Below are 15,105 nucleotides of genomic sequence, written 5' to 3'. Positions count from 1 at the left end.
GGCGCGGCAAAGGCGCGCGGAAACAACACAATCGCGACGGCAAGGTGCACGACTCCGGTCGCGCGTCGGTGCCCGCCGCGAAACACATGAATTACCGTCGCGGATGACGAACGGCCCGTGGGGGTTCCGGAGCAGGAACCCCCACGGGCCGTTGTCGTCGGTGAGTCAGCCCAGCCAGGCGCGCTGGGTGGCGGCCGTGCCGCGCACCTCTTCGAGCTGCTTGGCGACCTGGGTTCCGGCGGTGCCGCCGCGCGCGTTGCGGGAGGCGATGGAGCCCTGCACCGTCAGCACCTCACGCACACCGGGGGTCAGGGCCGGGTCGACGGCCGCGAACTCCGCGTCGGTCAGCTCGTCCAGTCCGACGCCGCGCGCCTCCGCGGCGCGGACGCAGCCGCCCGCGGCCTCGTGCGCGACGCGGAACGGAACGCCCTGGCGGACCAGCCATTCGGCGATGTCGGTGGCGAGGGTGAAGCCCGCCGGGGCCAGCTCGGCCATGCGGTCGGTGTGGAAGGTCAGGGTGGAGACCAGGCCCGCGATGGCGGGCAGCAGCAGCTCCAGCTGGGCGACCGAGTCGAAGACCGGTTCCTTGTCTTCCTGCAGGTCACGGTTGTAGGCCAGCGGCTGCGCCTTCAGGGTGGCCAGCAAACCGGTCAGGTTTCCGATGAGGCGACCGGCCTTGCCGCGGGTCAGCTCCGAGACGTCCGGGTTCTTCTTCTGCGGCATGATCGACGAGCCCGTGGACCAGGCGTCGGCGAGGGTGATGTAGCCGAATTCCGGTGTGCTCCAGATGATCACCTCTTCGGCCATGCGGCTGAGGTCGACGGCGATCATGGACAGCACGAACGCGGCCTCGGCGGCGAAGTCGCGCGAGGAGGTGGCGTCGATGGAGTTCGCGGCCGAGGAGTCGAAGTTCAGTTCGGCGGCGATGGCTTCCGGGTCCAGGCCCAGCGAGGAGCCCGCCAGCGCGCCGGAACCGTAGGGCGACACCGCGGCCCGCTTGTCGAAATCGCGGATCCGGTCGATGTCGCGCAGCAGCGGATGCGCGTGCGCGAGCAGGTGGTGGGCCAGCAGCACCGGCTGGGCGGCCTGCAGGTGGGTCTTGCCGGGCATGACGGCGTCGGGGTGCGCGGCGGCCTGCGCGACGATGGCGTCGACCACGTCGAGCACGCCGGCGGCGATGTGCCGCACCGCGTCCCGCAGCCACATGCGGAACAGCGTGGCCACCTGGTCGTTGCGGGAGCGGCCCGCGCGCAGCCGCCCGCCGAGCTCGGTGCCGACCCGGTCGATCAGGCCGCGCTCGAGCGCGCCGTGCACATCCTCGTCCGATTCCAGCGGCCCGAACGCGCCCGACGCCACATCGGCCGCCAGCTGATCCAGTCCGGCCAGCATGCCCTCCAGATCCGGCGCCGAGAGCAGCCCGGCCTTGTGCAGCACGCGCGCGTGCGCCTTGGAGGCGCGGACGTCGTACGGCGCGAGCGCCCAGTCGAAGTGGGTCGACTTGCTCAGCGCCGCCATCGCCGCGGCGGGACCGGACGCGAAGCGTCCACCCCACAGCGCGCCTGCATTGGTGCTGCCGCCCTGGCTCATAGCGTGTCGTCTCCTCGGGGTCGGAGTGCGGTCATCAGAATGTGGTGGCCCATACCGGCCTTGGCCGTCTCCGGGACGGTACGGCCGCGGTCCTCGAGCACGGTGACCGGGTCGCCCTCGGTCACCAGCCACTGGTGCATGGCGAACCAGGTGCGGGGGTCCTTGCGGTCCTCCCACGGGTAGAACAGGTTTTCCAGGTCGATCTTCACGCCGGCGTCGGCCATCACCTTGGCGCGCCGCTCCCGGAACTGGCCGGCCATGTCCTTGTCGGTGCCGAGGTTCAACGCCACCCGGCTGCCGGGCGCGCTGAGTTCGGCCACCTGCTCGAGCAGTTTGTCCTGGGCGTGGCCGGGCAGGTACCGCAGCAGCCCCTCCGCCAGCCAGGCGGTCGGCTCGCCGGGTTCGAAACCCTTGTCCAGCAGGGCTTTCGGCCAGTCCTGCCGCAGGTCGATCGCCACTTCGCGGCGGTCGGCGGCGGGTTCGTCGTCGGCCAGCGCTCGGGCCTTGAACGCCAGCACCTTCGGCTGATCCAGTTCGAAGATGCGGGTGCCCTCGGGCCATTCGAGCCGGTAGGCGCGGGCGTCGAGCCCGGCGGCCAGGATCACGATCTGCCGGATCCCGGCGCGCTGGACGGCGGCGAAGTACTCGTCGAAGTAGATCGTGCGAGCGATCAGGACACTGCCCATCGACCAGTTGCTCAGGTCGGTGTCCTCGCCGCCCTGCTCACCGTCGCCGAGGTTCCGCATCCCGGCCATGAGGTTGTTCCAGCCGTCGGAGCCGACGGCGCTGACCAGTTTCGCGGCGTACGGATCCTGGAACAGCGCGTCCTCGCGTCCGCTCTCGTGGGCGCGCAGGGCGGCGACGCCGAGGGCGGTCGCGCCCACGCTCTCCGTGATGTCCCAACTGTCGTCATCGGTTCGCATGGGCGCGTCTCCTTCGGCCGGGTGCGTGCACTGCCCGGATCGACGCTACTACTTGCTATTGAGGTCCCGTCGGGCCGCGACCTTGGAGGACAGACCGTGGATCTGGACGAAGCCCTTGGCCAGCGACTGGTCGAAGGTGTCGCCCTCGTCGTAGGTGGCCAGGTTGAAGTCGTAGAGCGACTCGTCGGAGCGACGGCCGTTGACGACCACGCTGCCGCCGTGCAGCACCATGCGGATCTCGCCGGAGACGTGCTGCTGGGTGTCCTGCACGAACGCGTCGAGGGCGCGCTTGAGCGGGGAGTACCACAGGCCGTCGTACACCAGCTCGCCCCAGCGCTGCTCGACCTGGCGCTTGTAGCGGCCCAGCTCGCGCTCGATGGTGACGGCTTCCATCTCCTGGTGGGCCGCGATCAGCGCGATGGCGCCGGGGGCCTCGTAGATCTCACGGCTCTTGATGCCGACGAGACGGTCCTCGACCATGTCCAGACGGCCCACGCCCTGACGGCCGGCGCGCTGGTTCAGCTCGGTGATGGCCTCGAGCATGGTGACCGGGCGGCCGTCGATGGCGACCGGGACACCCTTGTCGAAGGTGATGATGAGCTCGTCGGGCGCCTCGAAGTTGACGGTCGGGTCCACGGTGTAGTCGTAGACATCCTTGGTCGGGGCGTTCCACAGGTCCTCGAGGAAACCGGTCTCGACCGCGCGGCCCCACAGGTTCTGGTCGATGGAGAACGGCGACTTCTTGCTCACGTTGATCGGGAGCTTGTTCTCACCGGCGAACTCGATGGCCTTCTCACGGGTCCAGGCGTAGTCGCGGACCGGGGCGATGACCTTCAGGTCGGGGGCGAGCGCGCCGATGCCGACCTCGAAGCGGACCTGGTCGTTGCCCTTGCCGGTGCAGCCGTGCGAGACGGTGTCGGCGCCGTGGTACTCGGCGGCCTCGACGAGGTGCTTGACGATCAGCGGCCGCGAGATGGCCGAGACCAGCGGGTAGCGGCCCATGTACAGGGCGTTGGCCTGCACGGTCGGCAGGCAGTACTCGTTGGCGAACTCGTCGCGGGCGTCCACGACGATGGACTCGACCGCGCCGCAGTCCAGCGCGCGCTGGCGCACGTCGTTCATGTCCTCGCCGCCCTGGCCGAGATCGATGGCGACGGCGACGACCTCGGCGCCGGTCTCCTTACCGATCCAGCTGATGGCGACCGATGTGTCCAGTCCGCCGGAGTAGGCGAGTACGACGCGCTTGGTCATAGTCCGTGTGCTCCTCAGTAGTCCGTTTAGGCCCTCGACCGGTGCGCTGCCCGCGGTCCCTACCCGGTCCCATGGTGCGCTCCGTCGTCCTGCAAATGATTATGCATGACGATGCAATCCCATTCATAACCGGGGTCCCCGCCTGCGCCGATCGCCGCGCCCATCGCCCCCGAGAGCCTTGCCTCGACACCCGAACAGGAATACAGTACGGACGTACGGTTTGGGAAATTCGACGATCGGAGGACCCCATGTGGGACCCGGAGACCTACCTCGCCTTCGACGATCTGCGCGCGCGACCGTTCTTCGATCTGGTCAACCGTGTGCGAGCCGACCGGCCCCGGCGCGTGGCCGACGTGGGCTGCGGCCCCGGCAATCTCACCGCCGCCCTCACGAAGCGCTGGCCGGACGCGACCCTCGAAGCGTTCGACTCCTCCCCCGACATGGTTGCCGCCGCACGCGAACTCGGCATCGACGCCACGGTCGCCGATGTCCGCGACTGGCACCCCGCCCCCGACACCGACGTGGTCGTCACCAACGCGGTCCTGCAGTGGGTCCCGGATCACCTTGCCCTGCTGCCGAAATGGATCGACGTCCTGCCCGGCGGCGCCTGGCTCGCCCTCCAGGTGCCCGGGAACTTCGACGCCCCTTCCCATGTCGCGATCCGCGAGGTCGCCTCCTCCCCGCGCTGGCGCGAACGCCTGTCGGCGGCAGGCATTCCCGACCGTCTGGCGGTTCCGGACCCCGCCGGGTACGCCTCGGTCCTGGCCGCCGCCGGATGCGCGGTCGACGCCTGGGAAACCACCTACCTCCAGCCCCTGACCGGCGAAGACCCGGTCCTGCACTGGGTCACGGGCACGGCCCTGCGTCCGGTCCGCGACACCCTCGACGACCGGGAGTGGCAGCAGTTCCGCGCCGACCTCGCCCCGATCCTGCGCGACGCCTACCCCCGCAACCCCGACGGCACGACGTGGCTGCCGTTCCGCCGCGTCTTCGCGGTGGCGCACAAGGCCGAGTGAACACTTGGGCGGGGTGAACGCTCAGGCCAGCTGTTCGATCTTGGCGGCCAGTTCCGCACCGGTCATGGGTTCGCGGGCGATGACGGCGATGGTGTCGTCGCCGGCGATGGTGCCGACCACCTCGGGCAGCGCCGCGCGGTCGAGGGCGCTGGCCAGGAAGTGCGCCGCGCCGGGCGGGGTGCGCAGGACCGCGATATTGCCGCTGGCGTCAGTGGAGACCAGCAGGTCGCCCAGGAGTTTCGAGAGGCGTTCGGTGCCGCCGGTGACGCCGCGAACGGGGCTGCCGTCCTCGGGGACCACGTAGACGCCCGCGCCGCCGTCGGCGGCGCGCAGCTTCACCGCGCCGAGTTCGTCGAGGTCACGGGAGAGGGTGGCCTGGGTGGTGTCGATGCCCTCGCCGGAGAGCAGGGCGGCCAGTTCGGACTGGCTGCGGACCTCGTGCTGGGCCAGGATGGCGACGATGCGGGCCTGCCGGCCCGCGCGCGTGCGTGCGACGGCCGCACCGGACTTACCCGAAGCCGGTGCGGCCGTGCGTCGTTCGCCGCTGCTCACCTGTCGCCTCGCGCGAATCGTTCCAGCAGCCAGACCAGCAGGGCCTTCTGGGCGTGCAGGCGGTTCTCGGCCTCGTCCCAGACCGCGCTGTGCGGGCCGTCGAGGACCTCGTCGGTGATCTCCTCGCCGCGGTGGGCCGGAAGACAGTGCAGGACCGTCACATCCGCGGCCGCGCGGGCCAGCAGCTCGGCGTTGACCTGGAAGGGACGGAACGGGGCGACGCGGTCGCGGCCGTCGTTCTCCTGGCCCATGGAGGTCCAGGTATCGGTGACCAGGGCGTCGGCGCCGTCGACGGCGGCGAGCGGGTCGTGGGTGATGGTGATGGTCGCGCCGGTCTCGGCGGCCCGCTTCTGGGCGGCGTCGACGATCCAGCCGAAGGGCTCGAAACCCTCGGGGGCGGCGATGGTGACGTTCATGCCCGCGGTGACGCCGCCCAGCATGAGCGAGTGCGCCATATTGTTCGCGCCGTCGCCCAGGAAGGTGAGGTTGCGGCCGGTCAGATCGTCGCCCTTGCGCTCGCGCAGGGTCTGCAGGTCGGCCAGCACCTGACACGGATGGAACTCGTTGGACAGCGCGTTGACGACGGGAACCGTTGCGGCTCCGGCCATCTCGTCCAGACGGGCCTGTTCGAAAGTACGCCACACGATGGCGTCGACGTAGCGGGAGAGCACCCGGCCGGTGTCGGCGAGGGTCTCCTCGCGGCCCAGCTGGGTGTCGCGGCCGTCCACCACGACGGCGTGGCCGCCGAGCTGGGCGATGCCCATCTCGAAGGAGAAGCGGGTCCGGGTGGAGTTCTTCTCGAACATGACCGCGACGCCGCGCGGGCCTTCCAGGGGCTTGCGGGCCAGCGGCGCGGCCTTCAATTCCGCTGCCAGGGAGAGGATCTCGGCCTGTTCGGCGGGGGTGACGTCGTCGTCGCGCAGGAAATGCCGGATGGTCACTTGGACTCCTTCTGGGCCTGGGCGGCATCGAGGATGCCGGGCAGGTCGGACAGGAAGTTCTCGGCCTGGGTCTCGGTGAGCACCAGGGGCGGGGCGAGCCGGATCACATTGGGCTTGGCGGGATTCAGCAGGTAGCCGGCCTCGCGGGCGGCGAGATCGACCTCGGCGGAGACGTCGTCGGTCAGCTGGATGCCGATGAGCAGGCCCGCGCCGCGCACATGATCCACCAGCGGATGCCCGAGGTGCTCGATGCCGTCGACGAGGATCTTGCCGACCTTCTCCACGTGCGAGAGCAAACCCTCTTCGTCGATGGTCCGCAACACGGCCAGCGCGGCCGCCGCGCACACCGGGTTGCCGCCGAAGGTGGTGCCGTGCATGCCCGGCTGCAGCAGATCCGCGGCCGGGCCCTGGGCCAGCACCGCGCCGATCGGCAGGCCGCCGCCGAGCCCCTTGGCCAGGGTGATGACGTCGGGCACGATGCCCGCAGCCTGGTGGGCGTAGAACGCGCCGGTGCGGCCGATACCGGTCTGCACCTCGTCCAGGATCAGCAGCGCGCCTTGGTCCTTGGTGATCGCGCGGGCCTTGGCCAGGTAGTCGGCGGGGGGCACCACGACGCCGCTCTCACCCATGATGGGTTCGATGAACACCGCGGCGGTGTCCTGGTCGACGGCCGCGGCCAGCGCGAGCGCGTCACCGTAGGGCACGTGCACGACGCCGGCGGGCATGGGCTCGAACGGCTCCCGCTTGGACGGCTGGCCGGTGAGCGCGAGCGCGCCCATGGTGCGGCCGTGGAACGCCTCCTCGCAGGCGACGATCTTGGTGCGTCCGGTCAGTCGCGCCATCTTGAACGCGGCCTCGTTGGCCTCGGTGCCGGAATTGCAGAAGAACGCCTTGCCGTGGCCGTCGCCGAAGTGCGCGAGCAGCCGCTCGGCGAGCTCGATGACCGGTTCGGAGGCATACAGATTGGAGACGTGGCCCAGGGTGCCGAGCTGCTGGGTGACCGCGTTCAGGATCGCCGGATGCGCGTGGCCGAGGCTGTTGACCGCGATGCCGCCCAGGAAATCGAGGTAGCGCTTGCCGTCGGCGTCGTACACCACCGCGCCCGCGCCGCGCACCAGCGCGACCTTCGGGGTGCCGTAGTTGTTCATCAGGGCGGTCTGCCACCGCTGCTGAATGTCGGCTGTACTCATGAGATCTCCTGTGCGGGGGTGACCATCGTGCCGATGCCCTCCCCGGTGAACAGTTCCAGCAGGACCGAGTGCGCGACGCGCCCGTCGATCACGTGCGCGGTCGGGACGCCGCCCTCGACGGCGCGCAGGCAGGCTTCCATCTTCGGGACCATGCCCTCGTCCAGCGACGGCAGCAACTTGGCCAGTTCGTCGGTGTCGATGCGGCTGGTCAGCGAGGACCGGTCGGGCCAATTCGTGTACAGGCCCTCGACATCGGTGAGGATGACGAGCTTCTCCGCGCCGATGCCCTCGGCGAGCGCGGCCGCGGCGGTGTCGGCGTTGATGTTGTGCACCACGCCGTCGGCGTCGGGGGCGATGGTGGACACCACCGGAATCCGGCCCGCCGCGATCAGATCCAGCACGGCCGAGGGCTCCACGGAGGTGACGTCGCCGACCAGCCCGATATCGGTGGCCTCGCCGTCGACCTGCACGGTGCGGCGGGTGGCGGTGAACAGGTGCGCGTCCTCACCGGAGATACCGACCGCGTACGGGCCGTGAGCGTTGATGAGCCCCACCAGTTCTCGGCCCACCTGCCCGAACAGCACCATCCGGACCACGTCCATGACCTCGGGCGTGGTGACCCGGAAGCCGCCGCGGAATTCGCCGGTCATGCCGAGCTTCTTCAGCATGGCGCTGATCTGCGGCCCGCCGCCGTGCACCACCACCGGGTGCACGCCGACCGTGCGCAGGAACGCCATGTCGGCGGCGAAGGCGCGCTTGAGGTCGTCGTCGATCATGGCGTTGCCGCCGTACTTCACGACCACGATCTTGTCGCGGAACTTCTGCAACCACGGCAGCGCGTCGGCGAGGACGTGCGCCTTGTCGAGGGCCGAAAGCTGTTTCACCACATCGCTCATGAGCTGTAGGCCGAGTTCTCTTCGACGTAACCGTGCGACAGGTCGGTGGTGCGGACGGTGGCCTCACCGTCGCCGAGGTTCAGTTCCACCAGCACCTGGATGTCGGGGCCGGACAGGTCCACCTCGCGCGCGCCGGGCGCGCCCGCGCCGTCGATGCACACCGGGGATCCGTTGAACGACACCGAGACCCGGTTCGGATCCAGTTCGATGGGCGCGATGCCGATCGAGGCCAGCACCCGGCCCCAGTTCGGGTCGGAGCCGAAGAAGGCGGTCTTGACCAGGCTGTCGCGGGCCAGGGCCCGCGCGCCGATCAGCGCCTCTTCCTCGCTGACCGCACCCTTCACGGTGATGTGCACGCGCTTGGTGACGCCTTCGGCGTCGGACATGAGCTGCTCGGCGAGGTCGTCGCAGACCGCGAGCACGGCCGCGTTCAGGTCAGCCTGGCTCGGGACGACTCCGGACGCGCCGTTGGCCAGCAGCAGCACGGTGTCGTTGGTGGAGCAGGAGCCGTCCACGTCGAGGCGGTCGAAGGTGTAGCGGGTGGCGTTGCGCAGCGCCTCGTCCAGCTGGGCCGGGGTGGCGGCAGCGTCGGTGGTGAGCACCACCAGCATGGTGGCCAGCGACGGCGCGAGCATGCCCGCGCCCTTGGCCATACCGCCGACGTTCCACTTGTCCCGATGGTGGAAGGCGGTCTCCTTCGGCACCGTGTCGGTGGTCATGATGGCGCGCGCGGCCTCGGCGCCGCCGGACAGGCCGCCGCCCATCTCGTGCACGATCTCGGTGACGGCGGGGATCAGCTTGTCCATGGGCAGCCGGTCACCGATCAGACCGGTGGAGCAGACGGCGATCTCGCCGGCGCCGGTCTCGGTGCCCCAGTTGCTCAGCGCCTTCGCGAGTTCCTCGGCGGTGGCGTGGGTGTCCTGGAAGCCGCCGGGGCCGGTGCAGGCGTTGGCGCCGCCCGAGTTCAGGATGACGGCGCGCAGGTGCCCGCCGGTCAGCACCTGCTGCGACCACAGCACGGGTGCGGCCTTGACCTTGTTGCGGGTGAACACGCCCGCCGCCGAATATTCGGGGCCCTCGTTGAACACCAGTGCCAGGTCGGGCTTGCCGCTCTTCTTGATGCCCGCCGTGATACCGGCCGCCCGGAAGCCCAGCGGCGCGGTGACGCCCTGGGACCGCACGAGCTTGCCGTTCCCCACAGCCCCGCTGTCGTTGCTGACGTTGTCGTTGCTCACGGTGCCACTCCTACGGTGGAAAGTCCTGCGGTCTCGTCGATTCCGAGGGCCAGGTTCATCGATTGCACCGCGGCCCCGGCGGTGCCCTTGGTCAGGTTGTCGATCGCGCCGATGACCACCAGCAGTCCGGCGTCGGTGTCCACGGTGACCTGGAGGGTGACGGCGTTGGAGCCGAGCACCGAACCGGTCTGCGGGAGCACGCCTTCGGGCAGCAGGTGCACGAAAGGCTCGTCGGCGTACGCCTTCTCGTAGACGGCCCGGGCCTGGGCGGCGTCCACGGTGGTGGGGGCGGTGCAGGTGGCGAGGATGCCGCGCGGCAGCGGGGCCAGCACGGGGGTGAACGACACGCTCACGTCGGCACCGGCGGTCCCGCCGGACAGCTGGGCGGCCTTCAGGTTCTGCGCGATCTCGGGGGTGTGCCGGTGCGCGCCCGCGATGCTGTAGGCCCGCATCGAGCCCATCACCTCGGAGCCGAGCAGGCCCACGTCGAGTTTGCGGCCCGCGCCCGAAGTGCCGCTCACCGCAACCACATTCACCCGCGGTTCGATGATGCCCGCCGCGACGGCCGGGGCCAGCGCCAGACTCGACACGGTGGGGTAGCAGCCGGGGACCGCGATCCGGGTGGCGCCGCGCAGCTTGTCGCGCCCGCCCGGCAGTTCGGGCAGCCCGTAGGGCCAGTGGCCGGCGTGCGGGGTGCCGTAGTACTTCTCCCAGGCCGCGCCGTCGGTGAGCCGGAAGTCGGCGCCACAGTCGATGATGATCGTGGAGTCCGGCAAGGCCGTGGCGATCGCCGCGGACTGGCCGTGCGGCAGGCCGAGGAAGACCACGTCGTGACCGGACAGTTCCTCGACGGTGGTGGGCGCGAGTACCCGGTCGGCGAGCGGCAGCAGGTGAGGCTGCAGCTCACCGAGGGTGGTGCCGGCGTTGGAGCCCGCGGTCAGCGCCCCGATCTCGAGGCGCCCGCTTCGGTAGGCGGGGTGTCCGAGGAGCAGGCGCAGCACTTCACCCCCCGCGTAGCCGCTCGCACCAGCTACCGCGACCCGCAGGGGCCCGTTCGAGGTATCCACCATGTGATGATTATGCACGACTGTGCAAGCTCATTCACAACCGGGCGGAAATCTGACAGGACGCGCCGCTTACGGCACACTCGACAGCGCCATGTACGACGACGCCACCCAACCGCTGCCGGTCGTCGGCCCCCAGCCGGGCCGCTCTCGCCAGGCACCGGAGACGCCGAATCCCGCACCTCGCCGTTCGCGGCGCGCCGAGGGCGACTCGAATCCCCCGCGCGCGGGCCGCCGTCGTACCAAGGATCGACAGGGCGGCGGCGAGAAGCCGGGCCGCGGCGCCGACCGCCGCGAACGCACCCCCGCCGACCGTGCGCGCGACAAGAAGCTGCGGCTGGTCGGACGCGGCGCCATGGCCATGGTCGCGGCGAGCGTGATGGGCGTCACCGGCATCGTCTGGTACGGCGAGACCACCCTGGACCAGGGTTTCACCCGCTCCGGCGCGATCTCGCCCGAGGACGTGAACCTCGACGGCGACATCAACATGCTGCTGATCGGTCTCGACACCCGAAAAGACCTGAACGGCAACGACCTCCCCAAGGACATCCTCGACCAGCTGCACGCCGGCGACGGCTCCGAGGGCGGCTACAACGCCAATTCGCTGATCCTGGTGCACATTCCGAAGGACCTCAAGCACATCGTCGCGTTCTCCATCCCGCGCGACGACTATGTGCCGGTGCAGGGCATCCCGGGCTACGACCACGCCAAGATCAAGGAGGCGTACGGCCTCAAGAAGTACACGGTCGAGGAGAAGCTCAAGGCCAAGGGCATGGCCGAGGGTCCCGAGCTGGAGCGGCAGGGCCGGGAAGCCGGGCGCGCCAGCATCGTTCAGACCGTGAAGGCGCTGACCGGTGTCCCGATCAACCGGTTCGCGGAGATCTCGCTGGCAGGCTTCTACGATCTGGCGACCGCGCTGGGCGGCGTCGACGTGTGCCTCAACCACGCCGTGGACGACAGCTACTACTCGGGCGCGCAGTTCCCGGCGGGACCGCAGCACCTGGACGGTTCGGACGCGCTGGCGTTCGTGCGGCAGCGGCACGGCCTCGAGAACGGCGACCTGGACCGCACCCACCGGCAGCAGGCGTTCCTGACCTCGGTCGCGAACTCCATGAAAAGCTCTGGCACGCTGACCAATCCGGGTCGGCTCAAGGCGCTGATCGATGTGGCGCACAAGGACGTGGTGCTCTCCGACGGCTGGAGCCTCACCGATTTCGCCACCACCCTGGGCCGCGCGGACTCGCCGTCGGTGGAGTTCCGCACGCTGCCGGTGCTGCGCTACGACAATGTCGACGGCCAGGACGTGAACGTCATCGATCCGGTGGCGATCAAGAAGACGGTGCGCGAGGCGTTCGGCGTGTCGACTCCGGCCGCGCCCAGCGCCCCGATCGTCACGCCCACCTCGACGCTGGACGTGGTCAACGCCAGCGGCACCCCCGGTCAGGCGGCGAAGGTGTCGAAGTTGCTGACCGCCAAGGGATTCCCGGCCGGTGAGGTCGCCAACGCCTCCTACGCCGACGGCACCAGCTCGACCGTCTACTACGGCACCGGCGCCGACACCGACGCCAAGCAGGTGTCGGAGATGTTCGGCGGCCTGCCGGTCAGCCCGTCGACCTCGGTGTCGGCCGGGCACGTGAAGCTGGTCGTCGGCAGTGACCTCGAGATCCCGACGTCGCTGGACCCGACGGCCACCTCCACCACGCCCACCACCACCGCCAACGGCTCCAGCAACAGCCTGGCCGCGACCACGGACGCGACCACCTCGGACGCGCCCGACTCCGGCAAGCCGGTGACCACCACCATCGGCTCGAAGATCCCCTGCGTGAACTGATCTCACCTGCGTGACCTGATATCGCCACGACCCGCGTGACCCACCGTCGACGAACGGAGCGCCGCCATGACGAAGACCGATCTCTTCCGCAGTCTGCACCACGGTGACCGCCCGCTGGTCCTGCCCAACGCGTGGGACTACGGGTCGGCGGCCATGCTCGCCGAGGCGGGGTTCCCGGCGCTGGGCACCACCAGCCTGGGCGTCGCGGCCGCGGCCGGACTGCCCGACGGCACCGCCGCCACGCGTGCCGAGACCCTTGCGCTGGCGCGGCGGCTCGGCCGGCTGACCATCCCGGTCACCGTGGACATCGAGGGCGGGTTCAGCACCGACGCCCGCGAGGTGGCGGAGTTCTGCGCCGAACTCGCGCACGCGGGGATCGCGGGCATCAACCTGGAGGACAGCCGATCCAATACGGCGTTGGCGGATCCTCGTGAGCACGGCGAGCTGATCGCGGCGGTGAAGGCTCGCGTGCCCGAGCTGTTCGTCAACGCGCGCACCGACACCCACTGGCTCGGCATCGACGCGGACTCCACGCTGGAGCGGGTCCAGCATTACGAGAAGTGTGGTGCGGACGGCATTTTCGTGCCGGGGATCACCGAGGCCGATGGGATTCGGGCCCTCGCGGCGGCGTTGAGCGCGCCGCTGAACATCCTGTTCTCCCCCACCGGGCTGACGGTGGCCGAGCTGGGCGGGTTGGGCGTCCGGCGGATCAGCACCGGGTCACTGCTGTACCGCGCGGCACTGGCCGCCGCGGTGCACACGGCGGAATCCGTGGCCCACGGTCATCCGCTGGTCGCCGAGATCCCCAGTTACGCAACGATTCAGCGCGTACTGGAGCCTTAGCCTTCGCGGCGACCGGTCACCGTGCGAGCACGCGCGTCAGTTCGGCGGTCCGCAGCTTGTCCGGGTTACGGATCGCGTACAGCCCGGTGATGCGGTCGCCGGTCATTTCGATCAGCTGCACGGTGTCGAGCCGGCCATCCGCGGTACGCAACAGGACGGCCGGCAGTGCGTTGTACGCGCCGAACTCGACGGTCATGTCCGCGATGCCGTTCCGTGCCAGACGCACCAGGTAGATCGCGACCCGATCCGCGCCCACGACGGGTTTCCGGGCCGCGGTGACCTTGCCGCCGCCGTCGGAGATCTGGACGACGTCCGGTGCGAGGACATCCATCAGCGTCTGTGTATCGCCGGTCTGCGTGGCCAGCAGGAATCGTTCGATCACCGCCCTGCTCGTCTCGGCGTCGGGTTCGAACCGCTTGCGGCGCTCTCGCACGTGCGCGCGAGCTCGATGCGCGATCTGGCGGACCGTGGCATCGGATTTGCCGACCATTCCGGCGATTTCGACGAAACTGTGCCCGAACACCTCCGACAGCACGAACACCGCCCGCTCGGTCGGCCCGAGGGTTTCCAGTACCAGCAGCATGGCCATCGACACCGATTCCGCCAGGAGCACATCGTGTTCGACACCGGCGTCGGTGCGGATGGGTTCGGGCAGCCAGCTGCCCACGTACTCCTCACGGCGTCGACGCACCGTGCGCAGATGGTTGAGCGCCTGTCGTGTCACCACGGTGGTCAGGTACGCCCGTGGATTCTCCACCCGCGCCCGGTCCGTCTCCCGCCACCGCAGGTAGCTGTCCTGCACCACGTCCTCGGCGTCGGCCGCGCTCCCGAGCAGCTGGTAGGCGACGGTGAACAACAACGGTCGCAGCCCATCGAACTCGTCCGCCCCGGCCGCCCGCTGTGTGTCCATCCCCATGCCCGAAGCCTAGCCAGTAGCCTTCGCGTCAACTCGCTGGACACCATGTACAGTCAACCCGAATGTCCGCCGTCCCGAGGGGAAATCCAATGACCGGCGCCGACCCCGGCAAGCTGACCCTGATGGGCCGCTTCAACTTCTACTCCAGCACCTACCTGGGCGGCGTGGCCCGCTTCTACGCCCGCGTCCACCGTCGTCTCTACACGCGTTTCGGCGGCACTCGCTTCGCCACTCTCTTCGGCGATCCTGTCTTCGAGCTGACGGTTCCCGGCCGCAAGTCCGGCGAGCCGCGGCCTGTCATGCTGATGCTGGTGCGGTCCGGCGACGATCTGCTGGTCTGCGGTTCCAATGGCGGCAATCCCGGCGTGCCCAATTGGTGGAAGAACCTTCTTGCCACCGACAAGGCTCAGGTTCGGATCGGGCGCGACAGCTTTCCCGTCACCTACCGGGTGGTTACCGATCCCGCCGAATACGACGCGCACTGGCAGACTCTGTCCGCGGCGTACCCCCACTTCGATACCTACCGTGCGCTGAGTCCGCGGCAGTTCCCTATCGCGGTGCTCAGCCGTGCGTAGTTGAAGACAAAACCCAAAGAACAAGACCAAGACAAAGAGACCAAAAGACAAAGACGCCTGGAGAAGGAAGAGAGGGTGGCCGAGCTTGCGAGGCCCCTCACCCACCAGCCCCCACCGGTGAGGACAGGAGAAGGAAGAGAGGGTGGCCGAGTTCACGAGGCCCCTCACCCACCAGCCCCCACCGGTGAAGACAGGAGAAGGAAGAGAGGGTGGCCGAGTTCACGAGGCCCCTCACCCACCAGCCCCCACCGGTGAAGACAGGAGAAGGAAGAGAGGGTGGCCGAG

The 15,105-nt window shown here is 69.6% G+C and carries 14 protein-coding genes; 4 read left to right on the top strand and 10 right to left on the bottom strand.

All coding sequences use genetic code 11. From position 1 onward, the window contains the following. Positions 1 to 165: 165 nt before the first annotated feature. Genes argH through ABZ412_RS33355 form a run of 3 tightly spaced genes read right to left on the bottom strand, consistent with a single transcriptional unit; the run spans position 166 to position 3,761 of the window. The gene (gene argH, locus ABZ412_RS33365; RefSeq protein WP_357288475.1) at positions 166 to 1,587 is read right to left on the bottom strand and encodes an argininosuccinate lyase; all 1,422 of its coding nucleotides are present in this window, start codon (positions 1,585 to 1,587) and stop codon (positions 166 to 168) included. After that, positions 1,584 to 2,510 carry an SAM-dependent methyltransferase gene (locus ABZ412_RS33360; protein WP_357288472.1) on the bottom strand — a complete coding sequence of 309 codons (927 nt, stop codon included), beginning with the start codon at positions 2,508 to 2,510 and terminating at the stop codon, positions 1,584 to 1,586. Before ABZ412_RS33360 ends, argH begins: the two co-directional genes overlap by 4 nt. 48 nt (positions 2,511 to 2,558) lie before the next feature. Beyond that, complete coding sequence (locus ABZ412_RS33355; protein WP_357097064.1) at positions 2,559 to 3,761, bottom strand: argininosuccinate synthase; 1,203 nt, start codon at positions 3,759 to 3,761, stop codon at positions 2,559 to 2,561. Positions 3,762 to 4,009: 248 nt separating this feature from the next. On the opposite strand from ABZ412_RS33355, the gene ABZ412_RS33350 reads away from it, so the two are divergent. Continuing rightward, a complete protein-coding gene (locus ABZ412_RS33350) occupies positions 4,010 to 4,777 on the top strand; it encodes a trans-aconitate 2-methyltransferase (protein ID WP_357288468.1) in 768 nt (255 codons plus the stop codon). Between the two features lie 21 nt (positions 4,778 to 4,798). Here ABZ412_RS33350 and ABZ412_RS33345 read toward each other — a convergent pair whose 3' ends face one another. The 6 genes from ABZ412_RS33345 to argC are packed head-to-tail and all read right to left on the bottom strand — an operon-like array spanning position 4,799 to position 10,661. After that, entirely contained in the window at positions 4,799 to 5,329 is a 531-nt protein-coding gene (locus ABZ412_RS33345) for an arginine repressor (protein ID WP_357288465.1), read from the bottom strand. After that, positions 5,326 to 6,270 (bottom strand): ornithine carbamoyltransferase, encoded by a 945-nt coding sequence (argF, locus tag ABZ412_RS33340; RefSeq protein ID WP_357288462.1) that lies wholly within the window; start codon positions 6,268 to 6,270, stop codon positions 5,326 to 5,328. The genes ABZ412_RS33345 and argF overlap by 4 nt, the downstream gene beginning before the upstream one ends. Beyond that, complete coding sequence (locus ABZ412_RS33335; protein ID WP_357288459.1) at positions 6,267 to 7,460, bottom strand: acetylornithine transaminase; 1,194 nt, start codon at positions 7,458 to 7,460, stop codon at positions 6,267 to 6,269. The genes argF and ABZ412_RS33335 overlap by 4 nt, the downstream gene beginning before the upstream one ends. Then, on the bottom strand, positions 7,457 to 8,356 hold the full coding sequence (gene argB / locus ABZ412_RS33330) for an acetylglutamate kinase (protein ID WP_357288456.1): 900 nt from the start codon (positions 8,354 to 8,356) through the stop codon (positions 7,457 to 7,459). Before argB ends, ABZ412_RS33335 begins: the two co-directional genes overlap by 4 nt. Next, positions 8,353 to 9,555 carry a bifunctional glutamate N-acetyltransferase/amino-acid acetyltransferase ArgJ gene (gene argJ / locus ABZ412_RS33325; protein ID WP_357288592.1) on the bottom strand — a complete coding sequence of 401 codons (1,203 nt, stop codon included), beginning with the start codon at positions 9,553 to 9,555 and terminating at the stop codon, positions 8,353 to 8,355. Before argJ ends, argB begins: the two co-directional genes overlap by 4 nt. A 32-nt stretch (positions 9,556 to 9,587) precedes the next feature. Next, a complete protein-coding gene (argC, locus tag ABZ412_RS33320) occupies positions 9,588 to 10,661 on the bottom strand; it encodes an N-acetyl-gamma-glutamyl-phosphate reductase (RefSeq protein WP_357288453.1) in 1,074 nt (357 codons plus the stop codon). A gap of 88 nt (positions 10,662 to 10,749) precedes the next feature. Between argC and ABZ412_RS33315 the strand changes: the two genes are divergently transcribed. Next, complete coding sequence (locus ABZ412_RS33315; RefSeq protein ID WP_357288450.1) at positions 10,750 to 12,486, top strand: LCP family protein; 1,737 nt, start codon at positions 10,750 to 10,752, stop codon at positions 12,484 to 12,486. 66 nt (positions 12,487 to 12,552) lie between these two features. Then, a complete protein-coding gene (locus ABZ412_RS33310) occupies positions 12,553 to 13,329 on the top strand; it encodes an isocitrate lyase/phosphoenolpyruvate mutase family protein (protein WP_357288447.1) in 777 nt (258 codons plus the stop codon). Positions 13,330 to 13,345: 16 nt separating this feature from the next. Here the strand turns inward: ABZ412_RS33310 and ABZ412_RS33305 are convergent, their stop codons facing one another. Continuing rightward, positions 13,346 to 14,245, bottom strand: coding sequence for an RNA polymerase sigma-70 factor (locus ABZ412_RS33305; RefSeq protein ID WP_357288444.1), 900 nt, complete (start codon positions 14,243 to 14,245; stop codon positions 13,346 to 13,348). Positions 14,246 to 14,334: 89 nt separating this feature from the next. Here ABZ412_RS33305 and ABZ412_RS33300 point away from each other — a divergent pair, with 89 nt between their 5' ends. Beyond that, positions 14,335 to 14,820 carry a nitroreductase/quinone reductase family protein gene (locus ABZ412_RS33300; RefSeq protein ID WP_357288441.1) on the top strand — a complete coding sequence of 162 codons (486 nt, stop codon included), beginning with the start codon at positions 14,335 to 14,337 and terminating at the stop codon, positions 14,818 to 14,820. Positions 14,821 to 15,105: the final 285 nt, after the last annotated feature.

This window comes from Nocardia sp. NPDC005746, assembly GCF_040630785.1.
Taxonomy (GTDB): domain Bacteria; phylum Actinomycetota; class Actinomycetes; order Mycobacteriales; family Mycobacteriaceae; genus Nocardia.
The sequence above is the reverse complement of the archived record's forward strand: the minus strand, read 5'-3'. Positions and strand labels throughout refer to the sequence as shown.

Excerpts from the sequence above, each read along its gene's own strand:
- argH (WP_357288475.1), bottom strand. The coding sequence starts at position 1,587 with ATGAGCCAGGGCGGCAGCACCAATGCAGGCGCGCTGTGGGGTGGACGC.
- ABZ412_RS33360 (WP_357288472.1), bottom strand. The coding sequence starts at position 2,510 with ATGCGAACCGATGACGACAGTTGGGACATCACGGAGAGCGTGGGCGCG.
- ABZ412_RS33355 (WP_357097064.1), bottom strand. The coding sequence starts at position 3,761 with ATGACCAAGCGCGTCGTACTCGCCTACTCCGGCGGACTGGACACATCG.
- ABZ412_RS33350 (WP_357288468.1), top strand. The coding sequence starts at position 4,010 with ATGTGGGACCCGGAGACCTACCTCGCCTTCGACGATCTGCGCGCGCGA.
- ABZ412_RS33335 (WP_357288459.1), bottom strand. The coding sequence starts at position 7,460 with ATGAGTACAGCCGACATTCAGCAGCGGTGGCAGACCGCCCTGATGAAC.
- argB (WP_357288456.1), bottom strand. The coding sequence starts at position 8,356 with ATGAGCGATGTGGTGAAACAGCTTTCGGCCCTCGACAAGGCGCACGTC.
- argC (WP_357288453.1), bottom strand. The coding sequence starts at position 10,661 with ATGGTGGATACCTCGAACGGGCCCCTGCGGGTCGCGGTAGCTGGTGCG.
- ABZ412_RS33315 (WP_357288450.1), top strand. The coding sequence starts at position 10,750 with ATGTACGACGACGCCACCCAACCGCTGCCGGTCGTCGGCCCCCAGCCG.
- ABZ412_RS33310 (WP_357288447.1), top strand. The coding sequence starts at position 12,553 with ATGACGAAGACCGATCTCTTCCGCAGTCTGCACCACGGTGACCGCCCG.
- ABZ412_RS33305 (WP_357288444.1), bottom strand. The coding sequence starts at position 14,245 with ATGGGGATGGACACACAGCGGGCGGCCGGGGCGGACGAGTTCGATGGG.
- ABZ412_RS33300 (WP_357288441.1), top strand. The coding sequence starts at position 14,335 with ATGACCGGCGCCGACCCCGGCAAGCTGACCCTGATGGGCCGCTTCAAC.